The sequence below is a fragment of the Bacillus sp. ABR genome (assembly GCF_056172715.1).
On record NZ_JAOYSL010000002.1, the window covers coordinates 420,256 to 439,602 of the forward strand.

Annotated in this window: 19 protein-coding genes; 1 reads left to right on the forward strand and 18 read right to left on the reverse strand. The window is 42.1% G+C overall.

Annotated features, from left to right (window positions below; translation table 11 throughout):
* Nucleotide 1: 1 nt before the first annotated feature.
* The 7 genes from yqfD to rpsU form a co-directional block, all read right to left on the reverse strand.
* The gene (gene yqfD, locus OIT90_RS07555) at nt 2-1,192 is read right to left on the reverse strand and encodes a sporulation protein YqfD (RefSeq protein WP_064497618.1); all 1,191 of its coding nucleotides are present in this window, start codon (nt 1,190-1,192) and stop codon (nt 2-4) included.
* Between the two features lie 18 nt (nt 1,193-1,210).
* Complete coding sequence (gene yqfC, locus OIT90_RS07560) at nt 1,211-1,492, reverse strand: sporulation protein YqfC (protein WP_012010618.1); 282 nt, start codon at nt 1,490-1,492, stop codon at nt 1,211-1,213.
* Nucleotides 1,493-1,696: 204 nt separating this feature from the next.
* On the reverse strand, nt 1,697-2,194 hold the full coding sequence (locus tag OIT90_RS07565; RefSeq protein WP_064497619.1) for a hypothetical protein: 498 nt from the start codon (nt 2,192-2,194) through the stop codon (nt 1,697-1,699).
* Nucleotides 2,195-2,225: 31 nt separating this feature from the next.
* Complete coding sequence (gene floA / locus OIT90_RS07570; protein ID WP_024423026.1) at nt 2,226-3,218, reverse strand: flotillin-like protein FloA; 993 nt, start codon at nt 3,216-3,218, stop codon at nt 2,226-2,228.
* Nucleotides 3,219-3,245: 27 nt separating this feature from the next.
* Nucleotides 3,246-4,559: an NfeD family protein gene (locus OIT90_RS07575; RefSeq protein ID WP_474892413.1), complete on the reverse strand. Its 1,314-nt coding sequence runs from the start codon at nt 4,557-4,559 to the stop codon at nt 3,246-3,248.
* Nucleotides 4,560-4,700: 141 nt separating this feature from the next.
* Nucleotides 4,701-5,150: a GatB/YqeY domain-containing protein gene (locus OIT90_RS07580; protein ID WP_041086254.1), complete on the reverse strand. Its 450-nt coding sequence runs from the start codon at nt 5,148-5,150 to the stop codon at nt 4,701-4,703.
* A gap of 14 nt (nt 5,151-5,164) precedes the next feature.
* Nucleotides 5,165-5,338 carry a 30S ribosomal protein S21 gene (rpsU, locus tag OIT90_RS07585; RefSeq protein WP_003152957.1) on the reverse strand — a complete coding sequence of 58 codons (174 nt, stop codon included), beginning with the start codon at nt 5,336-5,338 and terminating at the stop codon, nt 5,165-5,167.
* A gap of 182 nt (nt 5,339-5,520) precedes the next feature.
* Between rpsU and OIT90_RS07590 the strand changes: the two genes are divergently transcribed.
* Complete coding sequence (locus tag OIT90_RS07590; protein ID WP_251180489.1) at nt 5,521-6,450, forward strand: Na/Pi symporter; 930 nt, start codon at nt 5,521-5,523, stop codon at nt 6,448-6,450.
* A 41-nt stretch (nt 6,451-6,491) separates the two neighbouring features.
* Here the strand turns inward: OIT90_RS07590 and mtaB are convergent, their stop codons facing one another.
* The 11 genes from mtaB to OIT90_RS07645 all read right to left on the reverse strand — a co-directional run bounded on the left by mtaB (nt 6,492) and on the right by OIT90_RS07645 (nt 19,286).
* Nucleotides 6,492-7,850, reverse strand: a complete 1,359-nt coding sequence (mtaB, locus tag OIT90_RS07595; protein ID WP_058839061.1) for a tRNA (N(6)-L-threonylcarbamoyladenosine(37)-C(2))-methylthiotransferase MtaB — start codon at nt 7,848-7,850, stop codon at nt 6,492-6,494.
* The gene (locus OIT90_RS07600; RefSeq protein WP_024427953.1) at nt 7,850-8,620 is read right to left on the reverse strand and encodes a 16S rRNA (uracil(1498)-N(3))-methyltransferase; all 771 of its coding nucleotides are present in this window, start codon (nt 8,618-8,620) and stop codon (nt 7,850-7,852) included. The genes mtaB and OIT90_RS07600 overlap by 1 nt, the downstream gene beginning before the upstream one ends.
* 23 nt (nt 8,621-8,643) lie before the next feature.
* Complete coding sequence (gene prmA, locus OIT90_RS07605; RefSeq protein ID WP_024423032.1) at nt 8,644-9,579, reverse strand: 50S ribosomal protein L11 methyltransferase; 936 nt, start codon at nt 9,577-9,579, stop codon at nt 8,644-8,646.
* Between the two features lie 22 nt (nt 9,580-9,601).
* Nucleotides 9,602-10,735 (reverse strand): molecular chaperone DnaJ, encoded by a 1,134-nt coding sequence (dnaJ, locus tag OIT90_RS07610; protein ID WP_024427952.1) that lies wholly within the window; start codon nt 10,733-10,735, stop codon nt 9,602-9,604.
* Nucleotides 10,736-10,900: 165 nt separating this feature from the next.
* Nucleotides 10,901-12,739 carry a molecular chaperone DnaK gene (gene dnaK, locus OIT90_RS07615; RefSeq protein ID WP_126681571.1) on the reverse strand — a complete coding sequence of 613 codons (1,839 nt, stop codon included), beginning with the start codon at nt 12,737-12,739 and terminating at the stop codon, nt 10,901-10,903.
* Between the two features lie 24 nt (nt 12,740-12,763).
* Nucleotides 12,764-13,321, reverse strand: coding sequence for a nucleotide exchange factor GrpE (grpE, locus tag OIT90_RS07620; protein ID WP_058839059.1), 558 nt, complete (start codon nt 13,319-13,321; stop codon nt 12,764-12,766).
* 63 nt (nt 13,322-13,384) lie between these two features.
* Nucleotides 13,385-14,416, reverse strand: coding sequence for a heat-inducible transcriptional repressor HrcA (gene hrcA / locus OIT90_RS07625; RefSeq protein ID WP_003217350.1), 1,032 nt, complete (start codon nt 14,414-14,416; stop codon nt 13,385-13,387).
* 81 nt (nt 14,417-14,497) lie between these two features.
* Nucleotides 14,498-15,637, reverse strand: coding sequence for a radical SAM family heme chaperone HemW (gene hemW, locus OIT90_RS07630; protein WP_126681570.1), 1,140 nt, complete (start codon nt 15,635-15,637; stop codon nt 14,498-14,500).
* Between the two features lie 114 nt (nt 15,638-15,751).
* The gene (gene lepA / locus OIT90_RS07635; protein WP_024423038.1) at nt 15,752-17,590 is read right to left on the reverse strand and encodes a translation elongation factor 4; all 1,839 of its coding nucleotides are present in this window, start codon (nt 17,588-17,590) and stop codon (nt 15,752-15,754) included.
* 141 nt (nt 17,591-17,731) lie between these two features.
* A complete protein-coding gene (locus OIT90_RS07640; RefSeq protein WP_024427951.1) occupies nt 17,732-18,064 on the reverse strand; it encodes a YqxA family protein in 333 nt (110 codons plus the stop codon).
* 13 nt (nt 18,065-18,077) lie between these two features.
* Entirely contained in the window at nt 18,078-19,286 is a 1,209-nt protein-coding gene (locus OIT90_RS07645; protein WP_058839056.1) for a stage II sporulation protein P, read from the reverse strand.
* Nucleotides 19,287-19,347: the final 61 nt, after the last annotated feature.

The window sequence follows — 19,347 nt, forward strand, 5'->3', positions numbered from 1 at the left end:
TCTAGTCTCCCTGAACAATAGGTGTTGGTTGAACAATATCTTCTATTACTTGGTAAAGGATGATTAACTTAACTTTACCATTCCCTGTTGTCTCGTGCAAAACTTTTTCACTTTTCACCTCTCCTGTTTGACCTAGCTTCTCTTCTAATTCTTTTTTACCCATTTTAATCCCTGCTTGAACCGCTTCTTTATTTGTGTATTCTCGATTTATTTTCTCACTTTCACGTGTGATTTCCTTTTCATAAGAGAATGGGAGCTGCATGTTTAAGAAATGAAGCGGATGAACTTCTGTTTCTGTTTTTGGCTGCTTAAAATCATCCTTTTTAAAAGAAAAGCCCCAAAATGGCAGTGAGCCTCCAAATGCGGAGAGCTTGTGCTTTGTCTTCATTTTACCCGTAAAGACGTCAAAAGATGTTCGAAGAGGGACAGAAACTTCAGAACGATACCACGTTTCACCATAGATTTTCGCTTTGGCTCCTACCGTTTTCTGCTGATCTTCGCTGCCAATGAGTCCAGAGACAAGCATCTGTCCTTTCTTTACATGTTCATCAACCGCGGCAAGCGGCTCCCCCTTTTCTACATACATTCTCGTGATGACAGCCTTTTTCTTGGCGACGATATGCTGAGGACTCGTGTATTTTTCTTTTTCGGGTTCATTTTTTTCCACAACTTTCATTTGAAAGGTTGTGCCGTTTAGTTCAACGCCGACCCATGTGATGCTTTGAATATTGGTTGTCAGGGATTTTTGAATTTTTTCAGGTGTTCCCATTAGAAACTGAAAACGTCCTTTTTGCACCCCAATGTCGTCTAAATGCTTTCTCATTTGATGTTCAGTTTCTGGATTGGCTCCTTTAATATCAATTTTCCATACCATGTTTGAAAGCGCCAATATCGTCACTAGAAAGCATACAATCCCAAGGGTAAATCCGATATTCTTCCTTGACCAAAGAAGTAGAAACGGAAAGCCCTTCTTTTGATGAAATGAACATGTCACGTCATGATGTCTGCGTACTTTTCTGAAGGCATGTACATCTGATAGGCGAATAAATAAGCGCACGCTGTCTTGACGGCGGCTCACTTGTAACATTGTGATCCCCTGCCTCGTGCACTCATTGATGAGCCGCTCAATGCCATTTCCTTTGATCTCCACTTCCACTCTGCCAATAAAATAGCCGAACCATTTATTCTTCACGCTTCTCCCCTCCGTCAGTTAAGAATCAATATAACGGACCTCATCGATTTTCCCTTCCAATAAAATCTCTTCTGGCAAAATCGTTTTAATCACAAAATCTTTCCCTGAAATAATGCATTGTCCCTGTTTGAGCATCAGCCTTACCTCTTGATCACTGAAAAGCAAAAGCCCTTTATGGTTCTCTATGTAAATGTGGAGTCTGCCAACCATCGTAATACGGGGAAGATCCATCATCACGTCTGGAGGGATTTCAAGTGTTCTTGTCAGCCATGCTTTAAGTCGATTTTTTCTTTTTCCCATTCAATAAGAACCCCTTCCCACCTCATGTGTATGATTTCAAACTGAAAGATGGTGAGACTGATGAGAAAGCCTCTATATCATCCTATTCCTCAGGGGTTCATATCATGCTAATGAATCCCGTAAAACAGCCGTTTCAGCATTTTCTTTATGAAAAATCGTTATCAGGCAAAAAAAAGCCCCCTTTTTTGAAGGGGACTTTCTTCTTTATCTTTTATATGGCCGTTTCATCGTTCTGTGCGGCTTTTTCGCGCGCGGCTCTCCAAATACTTCTCCAAGGATCATTCCTTGAACAATTGTATCTTGGTTCAGCTTCTCAATGATTTTTGGCCTCACTTCAGCAGATGCAGCCTTTGGCCTTGTCAGCTCTCTTTCAAGCGATTGAAACTCTTTGTTCAACTCGTTTTTTCTTTCTTCCATTTCGGCAAGTGTAGCCGTATAGCGATCTTGTAAGGACTGAGAAGTTTTTTTCTTCATCCCGCCATGATCATGTACATCACCGAAATCGTCCAGCTGATCCGTCACGACTGGATCTGGACTTGTTTGCTTTGTTTGTTTTTGGGCCACCGGCTTACGCTGAGGAGCGGGCTTCTTTTGCTGATTCTTCTCTTCGTTCTCCTCTTGTTTGCCGATTTTCCCAAAGACGGCAGAGATGATACCGATGATAATCGCAATTAGTAGCGGATTTTCAAATAGAATGTCCAATGGGCTCCCTCCTTAAAGCGTGAGAGGATGCTTATTTGTTTTCATTATCAGATGGACCTTTTGTCATTTTACCAAATGAATCTCTCATATCCGTATCAGCATCGATATTTTTAATGTTCATGTAGTCCATGACACCAATATTGCCTTCACGTAATGCTTCAGCCATTGCAAGTGGTACTTCAGCCTCTGCTTCTACTACTTTCGCGCGCATTTCTTCAACTTTCGCACGCATCTCTTGCTCTTGTGCAACAGCCATTGCGCGGCGTTCTTCTGCTTTCGCCTGTGCAATGTTTTTGTCTGCTTCTGCTTGGTCTGTTTGCAGAATCGCCCCGATGTTTTTACCGATATCCACATCTGCGATATCAATCGAGAGAATTTCAAATGCAGTACCTGAATCTAATCCTTTACCAAGAACCGTTTGAGAAATCATATCAGGATTCTCAAGAACCTTTTTATGATTATCTGATGAACCGATTGTCGAGACAATCCCTTCACCTACACGGGCAATAATTGTTTCTTCCCCTGCACCACCGACAAGACGGTCGATGTTTGCACGAACTGTAATACGTGCTTTTGCTTTGACTTCAATCCCGTCCATCGCAACACCAGAGATAAATGGTGTTTCAATGACTTTAGGGTTTACACTCATTTGAACTGCTTCTAGTACATCACGGCCTGCTAGGTCGATGGCTGCACAGCGAGCAAAGTTCAATTCGATATTCGCACGTTGAGCTGCGATCAATGCGTTCACAACTCTGTCCACGTTACCACCTGCAAGATAGTGGCTCTCCAGTTGGTTAATCGTCACATCAAGACCTGCTTTATGTGCTTTGATGAGCGGGTTGACCACTCGGTTTGGAATGACTCGGCGCAGTCTCATTCCTACAAGTGTAAAAATGCTCACTTTTACGCCAGCCGCTAGGGCAGAAATCCACAGCATCACCGGTACAAAGGTGAAAAAGATCGAAAGAACAATCAAACCTGCTGCGATAATCACAAATAATAGTAAAGTAGATGGATCCATTTTATTCCTCCTCTAAAATCAGTATATCTATACTTTCCTCACGACAATGCGTGAGCCTTCCGCTTTCACAATTTTTACTTGCTCATCCTTATCGATAAATGCACCTTCTGACACAACATCAATGCGCTCATCTCCGAATACGATCGTACCAGATGGACGAAGTGCAGTTGCTGTCACTGCGATTTGTCCAACAAGATCTTCTCTTGTTTCATTTGAGACATAACCGCTTTCCTTATTGGTTGAATCGGTTAAAATGAACTTTTTAAAGAATTTCATACGTTTCCCCAACACCTTTGTCAATAAAATAACTGCTATGATTGAAACAGCAGTGGCAATCAAGATGGAAATCGCCATTTCTGTAAAGCTTCCAGCTGCTAAAAATAAGCTGACAACGACACAGATCAGTCCAATGACACCTACGATTCCCCCTGGCAAAAACAATTCCAGAATGATGAGTGCAATCCCTGCTAAAAACAGGAACAATGTCTCATATCCTGCAAAACCTGCCACGAGATGACCATAAAAGAATAGAAGAAGCGCTGTCACTCCCATGGTGCCCGGGACTCCAAAGCCAGGAGAATAGAGCTCAACAATTAATCCTAAGCTTGCAATGGATAAAAGGATCGGAATGACGATTGGGTGCGTAAGAAAACGCGCAACCTTTTCAGCAAAGCTCACTTCATCGTATTGAACAGAAGCGTCTGTTAATTTCAGCTTCTGAAGCAAGTCATCCATATTTTTCGCTTCACCTTCTGCATACCCGAATTGAAGCGCCCGATCTGTGTTAAAGGTGAGCAATTCCCCTTTTGGTGCACCGGCTTCTTTTGCGTCTATATCTACATCCGCCATGGCAAGAGCATACTTTGGATCACGCCCCTGCTTTTCGGCAGCATCACTCATTTCAGCAAGCCATAGAGATTCAGATTTTTGATCGGCAGCATTGCCTTCTCCATCAATGATCGCAGCAGCCCCCATCTTTCCATTCGGGGTCATATAAATTTGCTCGGCATTTAGCGCGATGAATGCCCCGGCTGAAAGCGCTCTATGATTGACAAACGCTGTCACTGGGATATCGGAAGCGCGGATGGTATCTGCGATCTCAAGCGCTGCATCGACTGCACCACCCGGTGTATTGATGTCGAGAATAATATGCTTCGCCCGTTCCGCCTTTGCCTGCTCAAACGATCGTTCAATGAATTTAGAAAGTCCTTTTTCTACTGTATCTTCAATTGGGATAACATGAACTTTCTGATCTGCTGATTTCGCGGTCAATTGAACCCCTAATAACAAGCATATTATAAAACAACTGAAGAGAGCAATATAAATTTTTATTTTTTTCATCTATTTGGTGATCCCTCCTCTCTTTCTTCCATTTTACTGTTCCTTTACATACGTTACAAATGTATCATAGGTTTCATTTTTATATGACAGAATCATGAGGGCATAAAAAAAGTACCCTTCTAACAATAGAAGGATACTTTTTTATTGAGACAGCTGCTCGCTGACAAGTCTGTTAATGACAGCTCCATCAGCTTTACCTTTTACTTTTGGCATAATAGCGCTCATCACTTTACCCATGTCAGCCTTTGAGGAAGCACCTGTTTCAGCGATCGTTTCTTTCACGATCGTTTGCAGTTCTTCTTCAGAAAGCTGTTCAGGTAAATAAACGTCTAAGATGTCAATCTCTTTTTGAACTTTATCTACTAAATCTAAGCGATTAGCTTTCGAAAATTCATGGAGGGAGTCTTTACGTTGCTTAATCTCGCGGGAAAGGACGGTTAGTTCCTCATCGCCGGTCAAACTGTCTTTCTTAAGCTTAATTGCTTCATTTTGCAGCGAAGCCTTTACCATACGAATGACAACAAGCTTGTCTTTCTCACGGTTTTTCATCATAAGCTTCATATCAGAATTTAATTGCTCAAGAAGACTCATAAAATCCACCCTCTTTAGAATTTACGTTTTCTAGCAGCTTCAGACTTTTTCTTGCGCTTTACGCTAGGCTTTTCATAAAATTCACGCTTTCTTGCTTCTTGCAATGTTCCAGTTTTGGATACACTGCGTTTAAAGCGACGAAGAGCATCTTCAAGCGATTCGTTTTTTCTAACGACCGTTTTTGACATTCTCTTTCCCTCCCTCCGAATACACCAATCGACTGCATTAAAAAAAGATATACATGCAAAACATGTACCTAGACATTATAATATAAGCCTTGTGTGAGGTCAACTAAGTGATTTGGAAATATATTTTCGTCATGAGCAGGTAGACAAGTCCATATATTCATTGGTAAGAGGAGGACTTTTCTATGATGGCGATCATTTATTTTTGTGCACTTATTTTCATTTTTTTATGGTCAATGGGTTTGCTGAGAAAAGGATTAATGGCGCTTGCGTCCTCTCGTATTGAGAAATCACTTCTTCTCTTTACAGATCACCCGGTCAAAGCATTCTTGGTCAGCATTGTGTTTACAGGGGTTCTACAAAGCAGTTCGGCGTTTATGGTCATCGTCATCGGCTTTGTCAGTACAGGCATTCTCTCTTTTAAAAAATCGATCCCTATGATTCTTGGAACCAATATCGGCTCCACGTTTACGACAGAATTTATCGCTATTAAAATGGATGTCTTCATGTGGGTTTTGATCATAACCGGTCTTGTATGCATCCTTTTTGGCAGAACATCTTTTAGACATGCAGGAAAAAGTTTATTTGGGCTCGGGATGATCTTTTTTTGCATTCAAGGCTTCTCAAAAATTGCAGGGATGATGACAAGTCAGCCTGAGACATTGCGTTTTCTTGAAATGATGCAGCATTCAGACTGGACAGCGCTGCTTTCGGGTACCATTTTCACAGCGATTGTTCATTCGAGCTCCGTCTGTATCGGCATTTTAATGGGATTTATGAATGAGGGAACTGTGGCACTTCAGGAAGGCATCAGCTTTGTGTTAGGTTCCAATATTGGGACATGTATTACGGCTGTGATGGCTGCGATATCTGGCGGCTACGCAGCACGTCAAACGGCTTATGCACACGTCGTGTTTAATGTAATCGGGGTTCTTTTATGCCTCCCGTTTCTCGTCCTGATTACAGAGGTTGTCGCCCTTCTTGCAAGCTCACCCGCCCAGCAGATTGCGCATTTCAGCCTGCTGTTTAATGTGGCAAGCTCTCTCCTCTTCTTCCCGTTCATACGCCCTTTTCACGCATTGATCTTGTGTCTCATGCCGAATCAGTCAAAATAAAAGAAACCGGCTTGCCCTTTTGGCTGCCGGTTTTTTATCTATTATGAGGTCATTCTCACTTTGTCTGGCTGCACATCATCGCTGATGCGAACGAATTGTCCTTCGTTATAAGGATAGCCCGCTTTCGTAATTTTCACTTTGACCAGACGTCCGATCATGTCCTCTGTTCCTTCAAAAACAACCTTCATATAGTTATCGGTATAACCAACATAAAGATTGTGGTTTCCTTCTTGTTCTTTGAAGGATTCTTCCGGAATAATTTCTAGCACATCCCCCTCATATGCAGATGCATACTCTTTCGCAAGCTGGTCAGAAAGAGCGATCAAACGGTGAACACGTTCGTTTTTCACATTTTCATCCACTTGATCTTCCATTCTTGCAGCCGGCGTACCTGTACGTTTGCTGTAAGGGAAGACGTGCAGCTCAGAGAATTGATGGTCTTTGACAAAATTGTACGTTTCCAAGAATTCTTCTTCTGTTTCCCCAGGGAATCCTACGATTACATCAGAGGTGACAGCAAGTCCTGGCAATGCTTTTTTCAGCTTTGTTAAACGCTCTGCAAAGAATTCCATCGTATATTTACGGCGCATTCTTTTTAGCACAGTATTTGAACCAGATTGAAGCGGGATGTGTAAGTGTCTGACAATTTTATCTGACTGATCCAGCACTTCAATCACTTCATCTGTAATTTGACTAGCTTCAATAGATGAAATACGGATTCGTTTTAAGCCAATAACACGTTCATCTAATGCTCTCAGAAGCTTCGCAAAGTTATAATCCTTTAAGTCTTCTCCGTATCCGCCTGTGTGAATACCTGTAAGCACAATTTCTTTATAGCCTGCATCAACAAGCTGCTGCGCTTGATTGATGACTTCTTCTGGATCGCGAGAACGAAGAAGGCCGCGTGCCCAAGGAATAATGCAGAATGTACAGAAGTTGTTACAGCCTTCTTGGATTTTTAATGAAGCGCGCGTTCTGTCTGTAAAGGCAGGAACATCAAGTTCTTCAAACACACGTGCTTTCATGATATTGCCAACCCCGTTGATCGGCTGTCTTTCTCTGCGGTATTCTTCTATATAACCTAGTAATTTATGTCTGTCCTGTGTTCCAACCACAATATCAACACCAGGAATCGCCATGATTTCTGCTGGAGATGTTTGCGCATAGCAGCCAGTTACACAAATGACACCATCCGGGTTATGACGAATGGCTCTTCTAATGACTTGGCGGCTTTTCTTATCGCCTGTATTCGTGACCGTACATGTATTAATGACATATACGTCTGCTTTTGATTCATACTCTTTTCTTTCATAGCCAGCTTCTTTAAACAGCTGCCAGATCGCCTCTGTTTCATAGTGGTTGACCTTACAGCCAAGTGTATGGAACGCTACTGTTCCCATCATGATTCACCTCTTAATAACTCTGTTTGATAAGATATAGCGGAAAGCGCGTATAAAGGAGCGGTTTCTGTTCTTAAAATGCGTGGTCCGAGCCCGCAAATGACTGCACCAAGCGTTTCAAGCTCTTCAATCTCCTTTTCTGCCAAACCGCCTTCAGGGCCAAAAACCACTAACAAGGTTTGTCCGCCTTTCATCTGTTGAAGCACAGTTTGAAAACGGCTTTGCTCTCCTTCTTTCGATGATTCTTCGTATGCAACGACACATTTATCGAATTCACCAGCTAATTGCGTCAGCTCTTTAAACGTTGATACTGAATAAACACGCGGAATGATATTCCGGTAGGACTGCTCTGCTGCTTCTTTCGCGATTTTCTCCCAGCGCTCTCGTTTTTTATGTGACTTTTTTTGGTCTAGCTTTGTAATAGAACGAGCCGCTTGAAATGGGATAAAAGCACTTGCGCCAAGCTCTGTGCCTTTTTGGATAATGAGCTCAAGCTTATCTCCTTTTGGAAGACCGCTTGCGATCGTCACCCGAATCGGAAGTTCTCTGTCCTGATTTGTCCAGCTTTCAAGGTGACAAATCACTTCTTCCTTTGTTATTGTATCAATTTTACTGAGCGCTTCAAAGCCGTCTGTTGTTAAACAAAGGATTTCCTGCCCTGCTTTCATCCGCATGACATTGGAAAGATGATGTACATCTTCACCTTTTATAACGATGGCTCCCTTTAACGTCACTTCTTCTTTCGTGAGGTCGATAAAATATCGTTGCATACGTGTCCTGACACCTACTCGCTTTATTTTTTCGCTATAATGCTGACCCAATCTTCCATTGACAGCACTTCAACAATATCAAAACCTGCTTCTTCTAATGCTGTTTTGACTTGTAATTTCTTTTGTCCAATGATGCCTGATGTAATGAAATAGCCATCTTTCTTCAATAGGTCATAGGCTTGATCTGTAAAGCGCAAAATTACTTCTGCCAGAATGTTGGCGACAATCACATCACGCTCACCTGAAATCCCATCAAGCAAGTTGTTTTGTTTGACCGTCACTTGGTCACTTACACCATTTAGTTCGATGTTTTGCTTCGCACTTTCTACCGCAACGGTGTCGAGATCAAAGGCTTGAATGTCCTTTGCACCAAGCATTGCTGCTGCCACACTTAAAATCCCAGAGCCTGTTCCAACATCAATCACCGTATCGTTTTCCTTTACATAGCGCTCAAGCGCCTGAATACAAAGGACGGTTGTGGGATGCGTACCTGTTCCAAATGCCATTCCAGGGTCCATTTCAATAATCAGTTCATCAGAATGAACCGGCGTATATTCTTCCCACGTTGGAACGATGGTGAATTTTTCAGAAATTTTCACAGGATGATAGTATTTCTTCCATGCGGTGGCCCATTCTTCTTCATTTACTTCACAAATTGACAGTGTATTGCGTCCAAGGTCAATATCGTATAGAAGAAGATTGTTGATGGCTTCTTTGATCTCATCTACCGTTTCCATCAAAAAGCTGTTCATTGGAAGATAGGCTTTGACAATGACACCTTCATCCGGATAATCATTCGGATCGAGCTGGTAGATCTCACCGTATACATTTTCACGTTCCTTGACTAAATCAAGCGGGTCCTCAATCACGACACCACTTGCACCTGCTTCATGCAAAATATTGGTGATCGGTTCCACCGCTTCATTTGTTGTATGGACGCTAATTTCTGACCACTTCAATACTACCAACTCCTTATCCGTCTTACTCGCCTTTAAATGCGCGTTTTACCTTATCGAAAAAGCTCATTTCTTGTTCGTCCGGTTTATTTCCGCTCACTTCAGCAAATTTTCTAATGATATCTTTTTGATTGTCTGTTAAATTTGTCGGTGTGACGACACGTACAACGATATGCTGATCGCCTTGGCCGTAGCCGCGTACATTTTTCACACCTTTTCCTTTAAGTCTAAACTTCGTGCCAGTTTGAGTGCCAGCAGGAACTTTTAATTTTACTTTTCCGTGTAATGTCGGCACTTCAATTTCGTCACCTAATGCAGCTTGGGCAAAGGTGAGCGGCATCTCGCAGTAAATGTCATCTCCATCACGTTCGAAGAATTCATGCGCACGCACATGGAATACAACGAATAGATCGCCTGGAGGTCCTCCATTTACACCTGGTTCACCTTGACCAGATACTCTGAGCTGCTGACCATCATCTACACCTGCAGGGATTGTCACGTTAATTTTCTTACGCTTACGCACTTTGCCAGATCCGCCGCATGTTGAACATTTATGATCAATTTGTTTCCCTGTTCCGCTACAGTAGTTACATACTCTGCGGTTGACCACTTTACCAAATGGGGTTGACTGTTCAACATTTAATTGACCCGATCCTCCGCAATGTGAACAAGTTTTCGCCTGCGTACCAGGCTTTGCACCTGATCCATGACATGTTTCACAAGATTCTTCACGAGGGATTTCAATCGTTGCTTCTTTTCCAAATGCCGCTTCTTCGAATGAAAGCGTCATTGTATATTGCAGGTCCGCTCCTTGGCGCGGTGCATTTGGATCTCTTCTTCTCGCTCCGCCGCCAAAAATACTAGAGAAGATGTCATCAAAGCCGCCGAAGCCGCCAAAGTCTCCTCCTCCACCAAAACCGCCGCCGCCAAAGCCTTGGTTTGGATCGGTATGACCGAACTGGTCATAATGCGAACGTTTTTGATCATCAGAAAGGGTTTCATAGGCTTCTTTTACTTCTTTGAATTTCTCATCTGAGCCAGCTTCTTTATTAATATCAGGGTGATACTTTTTTGAAAGCTTGCGGTATGCCTTTTTGATTTCGTCCTTTGAGGCGCTCTTACTTACGCCAAGCACTTCATAGTAATCACGCTTACTCATCTCTTCACACTCCCGATTTTCTCACATAAATACGATTGTATCATTTTGATTTAACTTTTTTCAATTCCTTTCATCGTTGAAAAGAAAAAAAGTCAAAGCCAAGAGATCCTGACTTTGACTTTCTGACGAGTACGTTTCAGCAGTCTTTTTCAAAAGTAAAGGTGATTATTTTTTCTCTTGATCGTCGTTTACTTCTTCGTATTCTGCATCCACTACATTGTCATCTGCTTTTTGAGCACCTTCAGCGCCTTCTTGCTGAGCTTGTGCTTGTTTTGCAGCTTCTTCATAGAGCTTTGTCGTTAATTCTTGAACGATTGTTTGCAGCTCATCTTTTTTCGCTTTGATGTCTTCAAACTCGCCTTTTTCGATCGCAGTTTTTAGTGCATCTTTCGCGTCGTTTGCTTTTTTCACTTGCTCTTCATCGATTTTGCCTTCTAGATCTTTTAATGTTTTTTCAGTTGTAAACACTAATTGATCTGCTTCGTTGCGCACTTCGATTTCTTCTTTTTTCTTCGCATCTGCTTCAGCATTTTCTTCTGCTTCTTTGACCATTTTTTCGATCTCATCATCAGAAAGACCTGAAGAAGATTTGATTGTGATGTTTTGCTCTTTGCCTGTACCCATATCTTTCGCACGTACGTTGACAATACCGTTTTTATCGATATCAAATGATACTTCAATTTGTGGTACGCCGCGTGGTGCTGGCGGGATATCAGTCAATTGGAAGCGGCCTAATGTTTTGTTATCTGCAGCCATTGGGCGCTCACCTTGCAAGACATGGATATCTACAGCTGTTTGGTTGTCAGCAGCCGTTGAGAATACTTGAGATTTACTTGTTGGAATTGTTGTATTACGTTCAATCAGCTTCGTGAACACGCCGCCCATTGTTTCAATTCCTAAAGAAAGTGGTGTTACGTCAAGAAGAACAACGTCTTTGACATCTCCTGTGATAACTCCACCTTGAATCGCTGCACCAAGTGCAACAACTTCATCAGGGTTTACACCTTTATGAGGCTCTTTGCCTGTTTCTTTTTTGATTGCTTCTTGTACTGCAGGAATACGAGTTGATCCACCTACAAGGATGACTTTATCAATCTCGCTAGCAGATAAACCAGCATCTTTCAGTGATTGACGTACTGGTGTCATTGTACGCTCTACAAGATCTGCAGAAAGCTCTTCGAATTTAGCACGCGTTAACGTTAATTCAAGGTGAAGAGGTCCTGCTTCTCCAGCTGTGATAAATGGCAGTGAAATTTGTGTAGAAGATACACCTGAAAGATCTTTTTTCGCTTTTTCAGCAGCATCTTTTAAACGCTGAAGCGCCATTTTATCTTTAGAAAGATCAATGCCATTTTCTTTTTTGAATTCTGCCACTAGGTGATCAATGATGACTTGGTCAAAATCGTCTCCACCTAGACGGTTGTCCCCAGCAGTTGAGCGCACTTCAAAGACGCCGTCTCCAAGTTCAAGAACTGACACGTCAAATGTACCGCCGCCAAGGTCGTATACAAGGATCGTTTGATCTTCATCTGTTTTATCTAAACCATACGCAAGTGCAGCTGCTGTTGGTTCGTTGATGATACGTTCTACTTCAAGACCGGCAATTTTACCAGCATCTTTCGTTGCTTGACGTTCTGCATCGTTGAAGTATGCAGGAACAGTGATTACTGCTTTTGTTACTTCTTCACCAAGATAACTTTCAGCGTAAGATTTAAGGTGTTGAAGAATGATTGCAGAGATTTCCTGCGGTGTATAGTTCTTGCCTTCAACTTCTACTTTATAATCTGTACCCATATGTCTTTTAACAGACATGATTGTGTTTGGGTTTGTAATTGATTGACGTTTTGCTACTTCACCCACTTGGCGCTCTCCGTTTTTAAAAGCGACAACAGATGGTGTTGTACGTGCTCCTTCAGCGTTTGCAATGACTTTTGGCTCGCCGCCTTCAAGTACTGCAACACATGAGTTTGTTGTTCCTAAGTCAATCCCAATGATTTTACTCATATTCGATGACCTCCCATTATGTAGTTATTGATTTACTTTTACCATTGATGGACGAATAACTCGATCTTTGAGTTTATAGCCCTTTTGCAATTCTTCTACAACGATATTTGAATCGTAGTTTTCATCTTCAACTTGCATGACGGCTTGATGAAGGTTTGGATCGAACTCTTTGCCGACAGCTTCAATTGGTTCAACGCCTTCATTTTTCAACGCTTCTACCAGCTGGCGGTAAACCATTTGCATTCCTTCTAACAAACTTTTCGTCTGCTCATTGTCTGGATCAATTCCAAGCGCTCTTTCAAAGTTATCAAGAGCTGGGAGAAGATCACTGACAACATGTTGAGAACGATATTTTTGCACGGTCTCCACTTCAGTTCGAGCACGGCGTTTATAGTTTTCAAAATCTGCTTGAACACGCAGAATTTTGTTTTCTTTTTCATCTAGAAGCTGTTGCAATTCATCGATTTTTTCTTGGAAGGCAGACTGTTCATCATGTGTTACTTCCTCATTATCTGCTTGAACTGCTTCTTCTTGTGCTTCAACCTCTGCTTCTTGCTCAGGTGTCTGTTTTTCTTCTGACATTGTGTTCACCTCCCTCAAAAGATTCAAAAATACGAAGGGGCTATGCCCCTATCTTTTATCACCCTACTCATCATACAAATTGGAAAGTGCGTTTGACAAGTCTTTTGATACATGATGCAAGAGGCTGACAACCCTGCCATAATCCATACGGGTTGGACCGATGACAGCAATGGAGCCGAGTGATTTTTGATCAATCGAATAAGTGGCTGTGATTAAGCTGCAATTCTCCATCGCTTCCAAATTGTTTTCTGAACCGATTTTAATGGTGATTCCTTGCTGATTTGGATGAAACAGCTGCATGACATCATTCTTTTGCTCAATAAGCATCATGAGTGAACGAATGCGGTCAATGTCATGAAACTCCGGCTGATTCAACATATTAATCTTCCCGCCAAAGAAAAGTTTTGATTCATTTTGAGTCGATGTAAATGTATTGCCGAGCGCATCTAAAATATGATCATAATCTTTTAAATGCGTGCGAAGAAGCATCACAACTTCTTTATACATTCTGTCCTTCAGCTGATCCATCGGGACTCCGGCTAGGCGGCTGTTTAAAATATTCATCAGCTTCTCAATATCGGAGACATCGAGATGCTCAGAGAAGGTAATGGTTTTGTTTTCAACATGTCCGCTGTCTGTAATCATGATTGCCACTGCTTTGTTCGGTTGAACAGGGACAAGCTGAATTTGCTTTAATCGATTTTCACTTAGCTTTGGACCAAGCACAATCGATGTATAGTTTGTGAGATCTGATAAAATTTCCGCCGATTTTTGAACTGTCTTTTCCAGCTCAAAAATTTTCTCCTGAAAGGCCGACTGGATGAGCACAAGCTCTTTAGACGACAGTTTTCGCGGAGAGAGCAAATGATCTACATAATAACGATATCCTTTTTCGGAAGGAATTCTTCCTGATGAAGAATGGGTCTTTTCAATAAAACCAAGTTCCTCCAAATCAGCCATTTCGTTTCTAATCGTCGCAGAGCTGAATGTAATGTCTTCTTTTTTAGAAAGAGTCCTTGATCCAACTGGCTGCGCCGAACGAATAAAGTCATTAATGATGACTTGCAGAATCAAAAGCTGACGATTTGTTAACATCATCATCACCCCTGTTAGCACTCTCTTTCAACGAGTGCTAATTGTATAAACAAAATTACCAAACTCAAATTAAAATGTCAATTATAACTCACCGAGAAACGCTTGAAATACTTCATTCCCTAACAATTTTCCTTTTCTTGTTAAACGGATCCCGATGTCATCTTTTACAATGAGGCCTTTTTCTTCTAATTCTTCAAGAACAGTGGGAAAAAGTGCTTCTGGTGCAGTACCATATTTTGCTTGGAAATCAGCACTTTTCACTCCTTCGATCTTTCGAAGACCTAAAAACATTTCTTCTTCTATTTGCTCTGCTTTTGTGACCTGATGTGTTTCCTTATACGGGAACCCTGTTTGATCAATCAGCTCCAAATAATGCTTCACCGGCCCTGCGTTCACATTTCGGACGCCATCTACATACCCGTGTGCGCCTGCACCAAAACCGAAGTAATCTTCATTGCTCCAATAGGTCAGGTTATGCTGACTTTCAAAGCCAGGTTTGGCGTAATTGCTAATTTCGTACTGCTTTAATCCATGGCGCTCCATTTCATCCATCACAAGCTCATACATTTCAGCCTCACGTTCTTGCGGCGGTAAATGAAGTTTTCCCTTTTGCATTAAGTTGTAAAAAACGGTTTTCGGCTCGACGATGAGTGAGTAAACCGAATAATGCTCTGCCCCCAGCGAGAAAGCTGTCTCAAGTGAATTCATCACATGATGCTTTTCTTGATGCGGCAAGCCAAACATGAGATCGAGGCTAATATTGTCAAATCCAACAGCTCTAGCCCGCTCAAAGGACGTAAGGACATCCTTTTTTTGATGAACTCGTCCGATTTTTTTGAGCAAATCGTCTTCAAAGGTTTGAACGCCAAAACTCAGCCGATTGACACCGGCTTCTTTTAACACATGCAGCTTCTCGAGTGATAATTCATCAGGGTTCGCTTCCACTGCAAATTCAATCAGGTTTTTTGTCGGCTTTAATACATGGTGAATGCTGTTCATGAGCTTGTCTAGCTGGCTGACAGTCAGTGATGTCGGGGTTCCCCCGCCAAGAAAAATCGTCTTGAGTTCCTGCTCGCCCTTTTGTTCGATCGTATGCTGCATCTCTTTTTCAAGAGCCGCTAAGTATTCATCGACTGGCTGCGTTTTAATGAAAAATTTATTGAAATCACAATAGTGGCAAATGTGCTCACAAAATGGAATGTGAATGTATGCTGCTTTCATTTGATGACACCTTCTTTACAGGTAAAGAGCCGCAGTTTATCGCTGCGGCGCCTTTGTTTGTTATCGACTATAAACGTCAAGGCGAACATTGTAAAGCAAGCAGCCTTGAGGATGTTATTTTTTCGGTGTGCTGTCGTCCATCTTCAGCACGGCCATAAATGCTTCTTGCGGGACTTCAACAGAGCCCACTTGCTTCATGCGTTTTTTCCCTTCTTTTTGCTTCTCAAGAAGCTTTCTTTTCCGGGAAATGTCTCCACCATAACATTTGGCAAGTACGTTTTTACGCATCGCTTTAATGGTGGAACGAGCAACGATTTTTTGACCGATTGCTGCTTGAACTGGCACTTCAAAGTGCTGGCGTGGAATCAGTTCTTTTAGCTTTTCTACGATGATCTTACCTCGTTCATACGCATAATCGCGGTGAACAATAAAGGAAAGGGCATCGATTTTTTCGCCATTCAGCATGATATCCATCTTCACTAATGTCGATGGACGATAGCCAATCAGTTCATAATCAAAGGACGCGTAGCCTTTTGTGTTGGACTTTAGCTGATCAAAGAATTCGTATACGATCTCTGCCAAAGGAATTTCGTACACAATGCTCACACGGTTCGCATCAAGATACTGCATATCGATGAAATTTCCGCGCTTTCCTTGGCAAAGCTCCATCACAGAGCCTACATAATCGTTCGGCACCATCATTGTTGCTTTTACATATGGTTCTTCAATTCGCTCAATCTTTTGCGGATCAGGCAGATTGGACGGGTTATCTACGACGATTTTTTCTCCATCTGTCATATATACATCATAAATAACACTTGGCGCTGTCGTAATCAGATCAATTTTAAATTCACGTTCAATCCGTTCTTGGATGATTTCCATATGAAGCATTCCAAGGAAGCCGCAGCGGAAACCGAAGCCAAGTGCTTGGGATGTCTCTGCCTCATATTGAAGTGAAGAATCATTTAATTCAAGCTTTTCTAACGCTTCACGTAAGTCGTTGTATTTCGCTGTATCAATCGGATAAAGTCCGCAGTATACCATTGGGTTTAGCTTTCTGTATCCTGGCAGCGCTTCTTTCGCAGGGTTTTCCGCACTTGTGATCGTATCCCCTACACGTGTATCACCGACATTTTTAATCGCAGCGGTTAAGTAGCCAACATCTCCAACTGTGAGTTCATCTGTTGGCATGGCTTTTGGTGTGAATACGCCGACTTCAAGAACTTCAAATTCTTTCCCCGTCGCCATCATTTTAATTTTCTGACCAGGTCTGACGGTTCCTTCAACAATTCGTATGTACGCAATAACGCCGCGATACGCATCGTAAAGAGAATCAAAAATAAGGGCTTGAAGTGGTGCTTCTGGATCTCCAGCAGGTGCCGGCACCTTTTCAACGATTTGTTCTAAAATATCCTCGATTCCAATACCCGCCTTAGCAGAGGTGAGAACAGCTTCAGACGCATCCAACCCGATGACATCTTCAATTTCTTCTCTTACACGCTCAGGCTCTGCACTCGGCAGATCGATTTTATTGATAATCGGAAGAATTTCTAAGTTGTTATCAAGAGCTAAATAAACGTTCGCAAGTGTCTGTGCTTCAATTCCTTGTGCTGCATCTACTACGAGAATCGCACCCTCACAGGCAGCTAGGCTTCGAGATACCTCATAGGTGAAGTCGACATGCCCTGGTGTATCAATCAGGTGCATGATATATTCTTCTCCATCCTTCGCCTTATACTTCAGCTGGACAGAGTTTAGTTTAATCGTTATGCCGCGTTCACGCTCTAAATCCATGGAATCAAGTAATTGTTCTTTCATTTCCCGTTGAGTAATCGCCGCTGTTTTTTCCAAAATACGGTCCGCCAATGTGGATTTCCCATGGTCAATATGGGCGATAATGGAGAAATTTCGAATTCTTGATTGCCGTTCTAATCGTTTTTCTTTATCTGTCACAATCTATCACTCCTACTATAAAACGCGGGTTGCGCTAGGTTAGATTATATCAATAGGGCTGTAAAGATTCAATCGAAATCAAGAAAAGCCGCTTATCGGTCAGCGGCTTTGATTAAAAGGGTGATATCTCATGAAATTCGTTTATTTCCCATTCACCCAATCATAAAGAGAACGGGCTGCATGTGTCATACCATCAGACAGGGCTTTTCCTGCTTTGGAAAAGGCATTAAAGCCTTCTATTTCCTCGAGCTGCTTTTGTTTTTCGGCAAGATCCTTTTCTGTAACAGCCGTTCCTAAGATAGAAGCTTCCTTTTCTTCATCGTCGTTCATTTGAATGGAGAAAGCTCCTTTTAATTGCGGATCATGGTAGCCCTTCATTTGCAGCATGCCATTATTCGCTTGCTGCATTCCTAAAAAGACACCAAACAGCAAGACCAATCCTAAAATAATGGTTTTCCCAATAAATGAGCCCATACCCGTCACCACCTTAAGAGCGTTTTTTCTCACCCTTTGCTTTGCCATCCACCTTTTCCGCGTCCCAGAAAATATCGCTGAATACATCAGCTGCTGCATTGGATGCATTTCTTAATTCTTCCATATTATTATCCACTCCGCCAAATTCTAAAAGAAGGGCTTTGTCGGATAAATCTTGATTATAGATTCCATTATCACCAATTTCTCCTTTGGCAAACACACCGACACTAAGACCTTTATATTTTTTCTCCATCAAATGGTGGAACTCTGTCGCAAGCTTTAAGTTTTTCTCATAGCTTTGATTCTTCTTCCCTACAACAAACGCAATTCTCGCATATTTCTTCCCTTTGATTTCGACTGTCGTATCTTTCTTTCTTCTTGAGTCCCGGTGAATATCAATTAAATAATCGAGGTCATCATTTTTCGCTAAGGCTTCTTTCACGACTAATCTTGATTCATTATAAGACTGCGGATACTTTAATCCTTTTTTCACGAGTCTTTTTTCAATTTCCGTTTTGTCGACTGTATTGCCGATTCCTTGCTGATCAAGTGCCTTTCCAAACATGTCGCCGACAAGGGTAACATTCACTTTTGAGTGCCGTGCATTATTTGGGTTCGTTTCTCCTTTTAAAAATGGTAAATATGATTCCGTATTATGTGTGTGATAAATGTACACAGCTTTTCGTTTTCCTGTTGACCGGTCCGGTTCTTTAGCAGGCTTTTTCGGCCCATCTTCATCGAGCTTGTCCAGTTCAGCTAAATTTGCTTCTTTTTCATCTTGGATCACTTCACTCGGAGGCGGCGATTCCATTGGCATGTTGGTATAGTCTGTGCCTTCACCCGCTAAGATGATTTTTGTATCAAAATGTTCAAAGCCTGGAAGTTCTCTTCCTAGAAAACTGCGCGGGTCTTCTAAATTAATACTGGTTGCAAGCTTCAGTGACAGCCCAGAGAAATGAAATCCTTTTTGAGCTTCTGGAACTGCTGAGGCGAAATATTGGTTTTCCATACCCATTAATGTGGCAAAAAATGCGCCAGAGAGCTCATCTGCTACACCATATAACGAGGCTTGCGGCCTCAGCTCGGGTTTTAAAGATGTCAAAGCTCCTGACATCACAAACACCACAACAAGAGCGGCAATAAATAAGAAAATGCTTTTGACTACTTTCGTTCCATTAATCGCAACGACCAACTGTCGAGGACGGCGGGGTCTTTTTTTCATGATTTACTCCCTCCAGCACGCTTTCTAGTAATTACACTATGAGCGAGCTAGAGAAAGTAGA

Excerpts from the sequence above, each read along its gene's own strand:
- OIT90_RS07600 (WP_024427953.1), bottom strand. The coding sequence starts at position 8,620 with ATGCAACGATATTTTATCGACCTCACGAAAGAAGAAGTGACGTTAAAG.
- mtaB (WP_058839061.1), bottom strand. The coding sequence starts at position 7,850 with ATGGGAACAGTAGCGTTCCATACACTTGGCTGTAAGGTCAACCACTAT.
- OIT90_RS07575 (WP_474892413.1), bottom strand. The coding sequence starts at position 4,559 with ATGAAAAAAATAAAAATTTATATTGCTCTCTTCAGTTGTTTTATAATA.
- yqfC (WP_012010618.1), bottom strand. The coding sequence starts at position 1,492 with ATGGGAAAAAGAAAAAATCGACTTAAAGCATGGCTGACAAGAACACTT.
- hrcA (WP_003217350.1), bottom strand. The coding sequence starts at position 14,416 with ATGTTAACAAATCGTCAGCTTTTGATTCTGCAAGTCATCATTAATGAC.
- OIT90_RS07580 (WP_041086254.1), bottom strand. The coding sequence starts at position 5,150 with ATGAGTCTTCTTGAGCAATTAAATTCTGATATGAAGCTTATGATGAAA.
- grpE (WP_058839059.1), bottom strand. The coding sequence starts at position 13,321 with ATGTCAGAAGAAAAACAGACACCTGAGCAAGAAGCAGAGGTTGAAGCA.
- OIT90_RS07645 (WP_058839056.1), bottom strand. The coding sequence starts at position 19,286 with ATGAAAAAAAGACCCCGCCGTCCTCGACAGTTGGTCGTTGCGATTAAT.
- dnaK (WP_126681571.1), bottom strand. The coding sequence starts at position 12,739 with ATGAGTAAAATCATTGGGATTGACTTAGGAACAACAAACTCATGTGTT.
- dnaJ (WP_024427952.1), bottom strand. The coding sequence starts at position 10,735 with ATGAGTAAGCGTGATTACTATGAAGTGCTTGGCGTAAGTAAGAGCGCC.
- rpsU (WP_003152957.1), bottom strand. The coding sequence starts at position 5,338 with ATGTCAAAAACGGTCGTTAGAAAAAACGAATCGCTTGAAGATGCTCTT.
- OIT90_RS07590 (WP_251180489.1), top strand. The coding sequence starts at position 5,521 with ATGATGGCGATCATTTATTTTTGTGCACTTATTTTCATTTTTTTATGG.
- hemW (WP_126681570.1), bottom strand. The coding sequence starts at position 15,637 with ATGAAAGCAGCATACATTCACATTCCATTTTGTGAGCACATTTGCCAC.
- floA (WP_024423026.1), bottom strand. The coding sequence starts at position 3,218 with ATGGATCCATCTACTTTACTATTATTTGTGATTATCGCAGCAGGTTTG.
- OIT90_RS07640 (WP_024427951.1), bottom strand. The coding sequence starts at position 18,064 with ATGGGCTCATTTATTGGGAAAACCATTATTTTAGGATTGGTCTTGCTG.